The 10,526-nt window shown below is 61.4% G+C and carries 8 protein-coding genes and 1 rRNA gene; 2 read left to right on the top strand and 7 right to left on the bottom strand.

Annotation, left to right across the window (positions count from 1 at the left end; genetic code table 11):
• Positions 1-12: 12 nt before the first annotated feature.
• Positions 13-127: ribosomal RNA gene (gene rrf / locus MM194_RS14225) — 5S ribosomal RNA — on the top strand.
• A gap of 93 nt (positions 128-220) precedes the next feature.
• Here the strand turns inward: rrf and MM194_RS14220 are convergent.
• The 3 genes from MM194_RS14220 to ilvY all read right to left on the bottom strand — a co-directional run bounded on the left by MM194_RS14220 (position 221) and on the right by ilvY (position 4,105).
• The gene (locus tag MM194_RS14220) at positions 221-2,803 is read right to left on the bottom strand and encodes a bifunctional acetate--CoA ligase family protein/GNAT family N-acetyltransferase (RefSeq protein ID WP_241343911.1); all 2,583 of its coding nucleotides are present in this window, start codon (positions 2,801-2,803) and stop codon (positions 221-223) included.
• A gap of 91 nt (positions 2,804-2,894) precedes the next feature.
• Positions 2,895-3,086 (bottom strand): hypothetical protein, encoded by a 192-nt coding sequence (locus tag MM194_RS14215; protein WP_033132065.1) that lies wholly within the window; start codon positions 3,084-3,086, stop codon positions 2,895-2,897.
• 128 nt (positions 3,087-3,214) lie between these two features.
• Positions 3,215-4,105: an HTH-type transcriptional activator IlvY gene (ilvY, locus tag MM194_RS14210; RefSeq protein ID WP_241343910.1), complete on the bottom strand. Its 891-nt coding sequence runs from the start codon at positions 4,103-4,105 to the stop codon at positions 3,215-3,217.
• Positions 4,106-4,335: 230 nt separating this feature from the next.
• Here ilvY and ilvC point away from each other — a divergent pair, with 230 nt between their 5' ends.
• Positions 4,336-5,817 carry a ketol-acid reductoisomerase gene (gene ilvC / locus MM194_RS14205; protein WP_033132067.1) on the top strand — a complete coding sequence of 494 codons (1,482 nt, stop codon included), beginning with the start codon at positions 4,336-4,338 and terminating at the stop codon, positions 5,815-5,817.
• Between the two features lie 151 nt (positions 5,818-5,968).
• On the opposite strand, the gene pgi is transcribed toward ilvC, so the two are convergent.
• From pgi to dut, 4 genes are all read right to left on the bottom strand, one after another.
• On the bottom strand, positions 5,969-7,618 hold the full coding sequence (gene pgi, locus MM194_RS14200; RefSeq protein ID WP_241343909.1) for a glucose-6-phosphate isomerase: 1,650 nt from the start codon (positions 7,616-7,618) through the stop codon (positions 5,969-5,971).
• 438 nt (positions 7,619-8,056) lie between these two features.
• Positions 8,057-8,893 (bottom strand): mechanosensitive ion channel domain-containing protein, encoded by an 837-nt coding sequence (locus MM194_RS14195; RefSeq protein ID WP_033132069.1) that lies wholly within the window; start codon positions 8,891-8,893, stop codon positions 8,057-8,059.
• A gap of 452 nt (positions 8,894-9,345) precedes the next feature.
• Entirely contained in the window at positions 9,346-9,942 is a 597-nt protein-coding gene (slmA, locus tag MM194_RS14190) for a nucleoid occlusion factor SlmA (protein WP_033132070.1), read from the bottom strand.
• Positions 9,943-10,012: 70 nt separating this feature from the next.
• The gene (gene dut / locus MM194_RS14185) at positions 10,013-10,471 is read right to left on the bottom strand and encodes a dUTP diphosphatase (RefSeq protein ID WP_241343908.1); all 459 of its coding nucleotides are present in this window, start codon (positions 10,469-10,471) and stop codon (positions 10,013-10,015) included.
• Between the last annotated feature and the right edge of the window lie 55 nt (positions 10,472-10,526).

Here is a 10,526-nt window from a genome sequence, read left to right as displayed (position 1 = left end):
TGAAGTTTTTTGCCTGGCGGCCATAGCGCCGTGGAACCACCTGATCCCATGCCGAACTCAGAAGTGAAACGCGGTAGCGCCGATGGTAGTGTGGCATTCGCCATGCGAGAGTAGGACACTGCCAGGCTCCCAATTCGAAGAAGCCCGCTCAGATGAGCGGGCTTTTTTATTGGCTGAAATTTCTTGTCTTGACGCTATAAACCCCTGCCTTAGCGCATTTTCACATCTCTTGCTGGCTCTGTTTCCTGCAGGGCAGCAACATATTCACTACCCCATCCTCCAGCTGGATATCGATCTGGAAACCCAGCCGCTTGGCCAGGTTGATCATGCCGCGATTGCTCGGCATGGTCATGCCGGAGAGCTGTCCGATGCCGCGCTCGCGGGCGTAACGGGCGATCTTCTCCATCATCAGCTTGCCGAGCCCCAGTCCCTTCAGGTCGGAACGTACCAGGATGGCAAACTCCGCATCGGCCAGATCCGGCGTGGAGATAGCCCGCACCACCCCCAGGATCTGTTGATCAAAGGCGCCATCCTGACCCACGGCGACGAAGGCCATCTCCCGGTCGTAGTCGATCTGGGTCATGCGGGCCAGCTCTTCATGGCCCAGCTCCCCCACGTCGGCGAAGAAACGCTTGTACCTGTCTTCATCGGAGACCTTGAGCACGAACTGCTTGTGGGCGGGCTCGTCCTCCGGCCGGATCGGGCGCAGCAAGACATGGCTCTGATCCTTGAGCCAGGCCCCCTCCTCCAGTTCGGTGGGATAGGGGCGAATGGCCAGGGGGAGTGCCTGCTGGCCCTCCGCCAGCAAGACGAGCCTGGCATCCAGGATCACCATCTCGTCGGCGCAGGCCTGCAGTGGATGCAGGTCAAGTTCCTGGATCTCGGGGAAGGCCAGCAGCAGCTCCGACAGCTGACACAGTACCCGGCCGAGGGCATCGATATCGAGCCGCGCCGGACTGGCTTGCTCGCGGATCTTGCCCTGCTTGAGGGCGCCGATGATCTGGTAGCGAGCCAGCGCCTGGTTGAGCGGTGGCAGGGCGGCGACCATCTCGTGTGGCGCGGCGCCGGATTCACCGAGCAGGATGACGGGGCCTAAGACGGGATCCTGCTGCAGGCGGATGCGCAGCTCGAGTCCACCGCTGCGTTTTGCCATGCGCTGCACCAGCAGCCCTTCTATACGAGCCCCCGGATCGTGTTGGCGGACCCGATCCAGGATGGCATCCGCCGCCTGGGCCACCTCGGCCGAGGTACGCAGATTCAGCATGACACCGTGTACCTCGGACTTATGGGCGATATCCGGTGAGCGCAGCTTCACGGCCACCGGATAACCGATCTGCTCTGCGGTCAGCGCCGCCTCGATGGCGTCCGAGACGATCCAGGTTGGCAGGGTGGAGAGCCCGGCGGCCTGCATGATGGGGTGAACCAGGTGGGTATCGAGCACCCGCTGCTTGCGATCCAGCGCCTGCCGGATCAGCTGCTGGCAGCGTTCGACATCGAGTTGGCCAGCTTGCAGGGAGGCGGGGGTTTCCATCAGCTGCTTCTGGTTGCGGCGATATTCCACCATGTGCATGAAGGCGGTGACCGCACTCTCAGGAGTTCGGTAAGTCGGGATCCCCGCCTCGTTGAAGAGGCGGCGGCCTTCCTGGGCCGAGTATTCCCCGGCCCAGTTGGTGAGAATGTTGAAGCGCCTGGCTCTGGGATGTTGCTTGATGAACTCGATCAGGTTGCTGGCCAGGGTGGCTCCGCGCGCGGTGAGGGAGGGGGCATGGATCAGCAGGATGGCATCGGCCTTGTCCCCTTGCAGCAACTCCTCCAGCGCGCAGCGATACGCCTCGATATCGGCATCACTACCGATGTCTTGCGGTGGCATGGCCAGCTTGCCACCGCGCTCCAGCAGCACGTCGACGGCCATGTTGGCCAGCCCGCGGCCGTTGGAGAGGATGGCGAGCCGCTCCCCCTTGAGGGTCAAGGAGTGACTCAGGGTCTCGACGGTGGCAAACAGCTCATGGGTATCCCTGACTCGCAGCATGCCGGCCCGGCGGATGGCCGCGTCATAGACGTTGTCGAGACCGTTGGCCGGATCGTGGCGACCGCTCTTGAGCACCAGGATCGGCTTGTTGCGCGAGGCGGCACGGGCGGCCGAGAGGAAGTGACGGGCATCGTGCAGCTTGTCCATGTAGATCAGGATGGCGCGGGTGGTACCGTCGCGGGAGAGCTGATCCAGCAGCTGGCCGAAGTCGATGTCGCAGTGATCCCCCAGGGAGACGAAGGCCGAGAAGCCGATCTCCCGCTGCTTGGCCCAGTCGAGGATGGTGGTGCTGACCGCCGCTGACTGGGAGAGGAAGGCCACCTGCCCTGGGGTGGCGGCGATGGGGGAGAAGCTGGCGTTGATGCCCTGCCCCGGCAAGAGCATGCCCATGCTGTTGGGGCCGAGCAGGCGGATGCCGTATTGGCGGCACAACCTCTGCAACTGATGGCGATCCTCGGCGGAGAACTGGGCGGCCAGTATGATGGCGGCGCCGGTGCCCTTCTTGCCGAGCTCCTCTATGAGTGGCAGTACCCGCTCGCGCCGGGTGCAGACGATGGCGAGATCGGGGGACAGCGGCAGGCTGGCGATATCGGGATAGGCGAGCACGCCAGCGATGGCCTGGCTGTGGGGGCTGACCGGCAGTATGGGGCCCTTGAACTGACCCGCGAGCAGGTGCCTGATCACCACATGACCCGCCTTCTGCGGGTCGGTCGAGGCGCCGATGACGGCAATCGATTGGGGTTTGAAGAGCCGATCCAGGCCGCTTGGTTTCATGGGCACTCCTCATGGCGACCCCCGGAGGCGAGGGTGACGGATGGTGCCAGTCTAATACGCTTTCAGGGTATGTTCTGTGACCGATTGCGGATCATGACCGGACCAGGGCGTTGGCGCGCAGGTAGAACCGCAGTTCCCCCTGAATGCGCCTGATGGTGGCCAGGTGCCGATCCTGCAGATAGATCTCCTGCTCCCGATCGAGCGGGCAACGGTGGACGCCAAGGCTCTGCAGGTACTCTTCAAACAGGATGGACCCCTTGATCTCGACAAGATGCTGGCTCACGGCGTGCTCCTCTGTGGCTGATGTGCTCGTCGGGCAAGTCTCCGCTCTTAGCGGGCACTTTCCTACTGACACATCTGACACCCACGTAGTTCTCTATCCGTCTACGCTTGGCGGGCCTGAGTCCTCCCTCAGCGCAGGGTGTGGCCGCGAGCCGTGTCCCAGAAGGCGCGGATCAGCGGCTCTTCCAGCCGCTTCTTGAGCACGGCGATGCCCACATCGAACGGCTTGAGGGCCGGCTTGGGTTCGACGATGCGCACCTTGTCCCCCATGGGGCTGTGATCGATCACGGCGGCAGGCACCAGGCCTACCCCGAAGCCGAGCGCCACCATGGCGACTATGCCCTCATTACCGGCGACCTCGGCATAGATGTTGGGGGCTATGCCCTTGTTGCGAAACCACTGGTCACAGCGTTTGCGGGCCAGCCCCTGCTCGGAGAGGATCAGCGGCAGCCGCTCCCAGTCCGGCTCGCCCTGCAGGAGCCACTGGTTCGGTTGAGGGGCATTGCGCGGCGCGATAAACACCAGCGGCACCTGCTGCAGGCTGGCAAACTCCAGCTTGGCGGAGAGCGCATCCGGCCTTGCTGCGATGGCGAGATCGGCCTCGTCGGCCAGGATCTTGTCTACCGCCAGCGCCGGGTCGCCGGTCTCCAGCTTGATCTCGAGCTGGGGATAGCGGCGACGAAAGCGCTCCAGCACCTCGGGCAGCAGGAAGTAGCTGGCGGTGACCGAGCAGAACACCCGCAGTCGACCCTGCAGCGGTTCGTCGCTGCGCTTGAGCTCCTGCTTGAGTCGGCGCCACTCCTGCAGCAGGCTACCACCGAACTCCCGCAGCTTCTCGCCGGCGGAGGTGAGCCGCACGCTGCGGTTGTCCCGCTCGAACAGCACGCAGCCGGTTTCCTGCTCCAGTCGCTGGATGGCGCGGCTCAGGGTGGAGGGGCTGACCGCCATGGCATCGGCGCTCTTGCCGAAGTGAAGGGAGTCGGCGAGGTGGAGAAACAGCTCGAGATTGCGAAGATCCATCTTTCATTCCTGCAACGGCATCGGGTGCCGAATTGTTCAGCTCAGGCAACAACTCCCCCGGCGCTCTTGCCGAACTGGGGGATAAGTCGCCTGAGATTGCGCAGAATCATCTTTCAATTTCTGCAACGTACTGTTCCGAATATATCAGTTCAGGCAATAAGTGTCCCGCGCTATAGTGGTTCAGACAACGCCGCCATCCGGCATGGAATCAATCGAACGGAGCAATCACCATGGCTAATTATTTCAACACCCTGAACCTGCGTCAGCAGTTGGCCCAGCTGGGCAAGTGTCGTTTCATGCAGCGCGAAGAGTTCGCTGACGGTTGTGCGGCGCTCAAGGGCAAGAAGGTGGTGATTGTGGGTTGTGGCGCCCAGGGTCTGAACCAGGGCCTGAACATGCGCGACTCCGGGCTGGACATCTCCTACGCCCTGCGCAAGGCTGCCATCACCGAGAAACGCGCCTCCTGGCAGAAGGCGACCGACAACGGCTTCGTGGTCGGCACCTATGAAGAGCTGATCCCGAGCGCGGATCTGGTGCTGAACCTGACTCCGGACAAGCAGCACGCCGACGTGGTGAAGACTGTGATGCCGCTGATGAAGCAGGGCGCGGCCCTGGGTTACTCCCACGGCTTCAACGTGGTGGAAGAGGGTCAACAGATCCGCGCCGACATCACCGTCGTCATGGTCGCTCCCAAGTGCCCGGGTACCGAGGTGCGTGAAGAGTACAAGCGTGGCTTCGGTGTGCCGACCCTGCTCGCGGTACACCCGGAGAACGATCCCCAGGGTGAGGGCATGGCCATCGCCAAGGCCTGGGCCTCCGCCACCGGTGGCGATCGCGCAGGGGTGCTGGAATCCTCCTTCGTGGCGGAAGTGAAATCCGACCTGATGGGCGAGCAGACCATCTTGTGCGGCATGCTGCAGGCCGGTTCCCTGCTGTGCTACGACAAGCTGGTCGCCGAGGGGACGGATCCGGCCTATGCCGGCAAGCTGATCCAGTTCGGCTGGGAAACCATCACCGAGGCCCTGAAGCAGGGCGGCATCAGCCTGATGATGGACCGCCTCTCCAACCCGGCCAAGCTGCGTGCCTTCGAGCTGTCCGAGCAGCTGCGCACCCTGATGCGTCCGCTGTTCGAGAAGCACATGGATGACATCATCGCCGGTGAGTTCTCCCGCGGCATGATGGCCGACTGGGCCGAGGATGACGCCAAGCTGTTCGGCTGGCGCGAAGAGACTGGCAAGTCCGCCTTCGAGAATGCCCCGGCTTATGCGGGCAAGATCGCCGAGCAGGAGTACTTCGACAACGGCGTGGTCATGGTGGCCATGGTCAAGGCGGGGGTGGAGCTGGCGTTCGAGACCATGGTGGCCTCCGGCATCTATGAAGAGTCCGCCTACTACGAATCCCTGCACGAGCTGCCGCTCATCGCCAACACTGTCGCCCGCAAGCGCCTGTATGAGATGAACGTGGTGATCTCGGATACCGCCGAATACGGCAACTACCTGTTCGCCAACGCCGCCGTGCCGCTGCTGCGCGAGCACTTCATGCCGACCCTGAAGGCCGGTGACCTGGGTACCAGCCAGGCCGACAGCCAGGCGGTCGACAACCAGGCCCTGCTGGCCGCCAACGAGGCGACCCGCAACCACCCGATCGAAGCGATTGGCCATACCCTGCGCGGCTACATGAAAGATATGAAGCGTATCGCCGTCGGCGGTTGATGCTGGCGATGGAAGGGCGGGGGTGACGATCCCCGTCTTCTGGTTGGCTTAGACACCTGGCCAGATCTCCACAGGATGGCAACGCCTGCTCCAGGCAATAAAAAGCCCCGCTCTATGAGCGGGGCTTTTGCATTCAGAAAGATCGGGGAAATCAGGCTTTCCAGGATTTCCAGGTGTTGATCAGACCGTTGGTTGAGCTGTCGTGGCTGGTGACGGCGTCATTGCTGCCCAGCTCCGGCAGTATCTTGTTGGCCAGCTGTTTGCCCAGCTCCACGCCCCACTGGTCGAAGCTGAAGATGTTCCAGATTGCGCCCTGTACGAAGATCTTGTGCTCGTACATGGCGATCAGGGCACCCAGCGTCTTCGGGGTCAGGCTCTTGAACAGTATGCTGTTGGTCGGGCGGTTGCCTTCGAACACCTTGAACGGCACCAGATCCTTGACCTGTTCCAGGGTTTTACCAGCAGCCAGGAACTCGGCCTCGACCTGTTCCTTGCTCTTGCCGAAGGCCAGGGCCTCGGTCTGGGCGAAGAAGTTGGCCAGCAGTTTCGGATGGTGGTCACCGATGGGGTTGTGGCTGATGGCCGGCGCCAGGAAGTCACAGGGGATCAGCTTGGTGCCTTGGTGGATCAGCTGGTAGAAGGCGTGCTGGCCGTTAGTGCCCGGCTCACCCCAGATGATGGGGCCGGTCTGGTAGTCAACCGGCTTGCCGTTGCGATCCACGTATTTGCCGTTGGATTCCATGTTGCCTTGCTGGAAGTAGGCAGGGAAGCGGTGCATGTACTGATCGTAGGGCAGAATGGCTTCGGACTCGGCACCATGGAAGTTGTTGTACCAGAGGCCGATCAGCGCCAGCAGCACAGGCACGTTCTGCTCATAGGAGGCAGTGGCGAAGTGCATGTCCATCTCGAAGGCGCCTTGCAGCAGAGCTTCGAAGTTCTCGAAACCGACAGACAGGGCGATGGGCATGCCGATGGCAGACCAGGAGGAGTAGCGGCCGCCAACCCAGTCCCAGAACTCGAACATGTTGTTGGTATCGATACCGAACTCGGCCACGGCCTTGCCGTTGGTAGAGAGCGCAGCGAAGTGCTTGGCAACGTGGGCCTTGTCACCGGCGATCTGGATGAACCAGTCGCGAGCGGTCAGGGCGTTGGTCATGGTCTCCTGAGTGGTGAAGGTCTTGGAGGCCACCAGGAACAGGGTGGTTTCCGGATCGATCTTCTTCAGGGTCTCGGCGATGTGGGTGCCATCGACGTTAGAGACGAAGTGCATCTGCAGGTGGTTTTTGTAGGGACGCAGTGCCTCGGTGATCATCACCGGGCCGAGATCAGAGCCACCGATACCGATGTTGACCACGTGCTGGATCGCCTTGCCGGTGTAGCCTTTCCACTCGCCGGAGATAATCTTCTCGCAGAAGCCTTTCATCTTGGCCAGCACGGCCTTCACTTCCGGCATCACATCCTTGCCGTCGCACTCTATGGGGCGGTCGGAGCGGTTGCGCAGGGCCACGTGCAGGACGGAACGGCCCTCGGTCATGTTGATCTTGTCGCCGTTGAACATGGCATCGATCGCGCTGCGCAGATCGGTCTCTTTGGCCAGATCAATGAGCAGCTTGAGCGTCTCCTCGGTGATCAGGTTCTTGGAGTAGTCGACCAGGATGTCGCCTTGATAGGTGAGGGAGAACTTGTTGAAACGCTGGGGATCCTGGGCGAACAGATCTTTCAGCCGGGTCTCTTTGTTCGCTGCAAAGTGGGCTTCCAGTGCCTGCCAGGCCTGGGTCTGGGTTGGATTGATATTTTTCATAGGATTACCGATCTTCCAAGTTGTGTTTGAACCTTGCAGGCAAGGCTCCCGCCAAACCTTATTATTCGAGCACTATACCGGGCCCATTATACCGAGCACATGGTGCGGCCCGTGTAACAGAGCTTTACCAATTGTCTGCATCGAAGGAGTTTACAACCAAAACGCTGGGATTATGAGTCAGCTCTGCCCATGAGATCTTGCGTTGGCGCATGCTTCGCCAGCCTCGTGGGATTGAAAGGGATTTCACGCCAGGCCAGATACAGGGCCACACCGGCCTGATGAAAGGGAAGGATGCCGTGGGTCTGTGTCATGGGGCTGTGGGAGTGGCGCGTGCTCGGCAGGAGCCACATTCGTCGATCGCGTTCGGCCGCCTATGACAGCCCCACAGAAATGACAATGCCAGCCCGAGGGCTGGCATTGTGGTCCTAGGGTCTGGAGTCAGGCCTGGGTCTTTTGCATGTGCATGACCATTTGCGGGAAGGGGATCTCGACGCCTTCGGCATCGAAGGCCAGCTTCACCTTCTCGTGGAAGTCGAACCAGACACCCCAGTAGTCGGCGGTCTTGACCCAGGGGCGCACGACTATGTTGACCGCGGAGTCGGCCAGGGCGGCGACGGCGATGGTGACCTCTGGGTCTTTCAGGATGCGCGGCTCTTCGCTCACCAGTCGCTCCAGGATCTGCTTGGCTCTGCGCAGATCAGAGCCATAGCCGATGCCGAAGGTCATGTCGACCCGGCGGGTATCCATGCGCGAGTAGTTGACTATGGTGCCGTTGAGAATGGCGGAGTTCGGTACCACCACCATCTTGTTGTCACCGGAGGTGAGGGTAGTGGTGAACAGCTGCACGGATTGCACCACGCCTGCGGTCCCCGCGACCTCGATAAATTCACCGGACTTGATGGGGCGGAAGATGATCAGCAGGAAACCGGCTGCGAAGTTGGAGAGCGAACCCTGCAGCGCCAGACCGATGGCCAGGCCGGCGGCACCTATGATGGCGACGAAGGAGGCGGTCTGCACCCCGACCCGACCCAGAGCGGCGATCACCACGAACACCAGAATGGTGTACTTGAGGATGCTGCCGACGAAGTGGGTCACTGTGGTGTCCAGCTTGCGGGTGTGCATCACCTTGACCACGCCACCGCTGAGGAGATTGGCGGCGATGTAACCGACCAGCAGGGTGAGCAGAGCGGCCGCGATGTTGACGGCATATTCGATCAGCAGTCCCTGGTTGTTGACCAGCCAGGTCTGCGCTTCTGTGATGATCTCGGGTTCCATAGGATGTCCTGTTGTTCTAAAGGTTTATGGCGCATGAATCTAACACTGGGACGCGACAGCTTGGGTCGCATCTGGTGCTTATTTTCTACTTATAGAAAGCTGCCATAAAAAACAGGGGAGGCCAAGGCCTCCCACTTTGTACATGCCAGTATGAGTCTGCTTTGCAGCCATTGGCCGCACATGAACGGCTACCTATCCTCAAACCCTACGATGGGGCTGAGCTTGCCTTCAGCAGGCGCAGTGGCCTTCGCGACTCAGCTCTGCAGCAACTGGCCGCGCATGAACGGCTACCTATCCTCAAGCCCTACGATGGGGCTGAGCTTGCCTTCAGCAGCCGCAGTGGCCTTCGCGACTCAGCTCTGCAGTAACTGGCCGCGCATGAACGGCTACCTATCCTCAAGCCCTACGATGGGGCTGAGCTTGCCTTCAGCAGCCGCAGTGGCCTTCGCGACTCAGCTCTGCAGCAACTGGCTGCGCATGAATTGCCACTGGTCTTCAAACCCGGCGGTGGGCTTGAGCTTGAATTCGGAGCGGACAAACTGGCTGATCCGGCCCTCGGCATAGGCCAGCAACAGGTTGGCCAGCATGGTCTCGTCGAGCTGGAAACCCTGGCCTTCCCGCAACCGTTTCTCCCGCAGTGCCTGTTTGAGCTGGGTCTCCAGCTTGTCGAACAGGGTGCTGATGCGATCCCGCAGCCGGTCGTGTTCCCCTAGCAGGGCATCGCCGTTGAGGATGCGGGTGATGCCGGGATTGCGCTCGGCAAACACCAGCAGCAGCTGCAGTATGTGGTGGCAGCGGGCCATGGTGTCCTTCTCCTCGGCCATGATCAGGTTGACCCGTGACAGCAGGGAATCCTCGATAAAGTCGATCAGCCCCTCGAACATCCGCGCCTTGCTCGGAAAGTGTCGGTAGAGGGCGGCCTCGGAGACGCCCACCTCGGCCGCCAGGCGAGCCGTGGTGATACGCTGGCCAGGACCGATTTCCAGCATATGGGCGAGTGCCTGCAGGATCTGATCGCGCCGACTCTGTTTCTGGTTACTGCTTGCCATGGATTCCCCTAAAAAAACAATGGCTTGATTCTGTTATTAGCCACCGGCCCGAGGGGACGGTGTGGTCTTGTTATTGGCGACCAGAAGAACCAAACCCGCCTTCACCCCGTTCACTCTGATTGAATTCGTCGACCAACTGGAAGCTGGCCTGCACCACCGGCAGGATCACCAGCTGGGCGATGCGCTCGCCGGGTTGCATGGTGAAGCTGTCGTTACCACGGTTCCAGACCGAGACCATCAGCTGGCCCTGGTAGTCGGAATCGATGAGGCCGACCAGGTTGCCGAGGACGATGCCGTGCTTATGGCCGAGGCCGGAGCGCGGCAAGATGGTGGCGCACAGGCCCGGATCCTGGATGTGGATGGCCAGGCCGGTCGGCACCAGGCTGGTGTCACCCGGTGCCAGGGTCAGCGGCGTATCCAGCAGGGCGCGCAGATCCATGCCGGCGGAACCCGGGGTGGCGTAGGCAGGCAGCGGGAATTCGGTGCCGATGCGGGCATCCAGGACTTTTAGTTCAATTTGTGTGTTCATGAATCGCTTTTCAATGAGATCGCACTGTGGCAATCGAATGGCTTAGTGAATTCTG

Source organism: Aeromonas sp. MR16 (genome assembly GCF_022549315.1).
Taxonomy (GTDB): domain Bacteria; phylum Pseudomonadota; class Gammaproteobacteria; order Enterobacterales; family Aeromonadaceae; genus Aeromonas; species Aeromonas aquatica.
Note: the sequence above shows the minus strand (reverse complement) of the source record. Positions and strands in the feature narration are given on the sequence as shown.

Excerpts from the sequence above, each read along its gene's own strand:
- MM194_RS14220 (WP_241343911.1), bottom strand. The coding sequence starts at position 2,803 with ATGAAACCAAGCGGCCTGGATCGGCTCTTCAAACCCCAATCGATTGCC.
- ilvY (WP_241343910.1), bottom strand. The coding sequence starts at position 4,105 with ATGGATCTTCGCAATCTCGAGCTGTTTCTCCACCTCGCCGACTCCCTT.
- ilvC (WP_033132067.1), top strand. The coding sequence starts at position 4,336 with ATGGCTAATTATTTCAACACCCTGAACCTGCGTCAGCAGTTGGCCCAG.
- pgi (WP_241343909.1), bottom strand. The coding sequence starts at position 7,618 with ATGAAAAATATCAATCCAACCCAGACCCAGGCCTGGCAGGCACTGGAA.
- MM194_RS14195 (WP_033132069.1), bottom strand. The coding sequence starts at position 8,893 with ATGGAACCCGAGATCATCACAGAAGCGCAGACCTGGCTGGTCAACAAC.
- slmA (WP_033132070.1), bottom strand. The coding sequence starts at position 9,942 with ATGGCAAGCAGTAACCAGAAACAGAGTCGGCGCGATCAGATCCTGCAG.
- dut (WP_241343908.1), bottom strand. The coding sequence starts at position 10,471 with ATGAACACACAAATTGAACTAAAAGTCCTGGATGCCCGCATCGGCACC.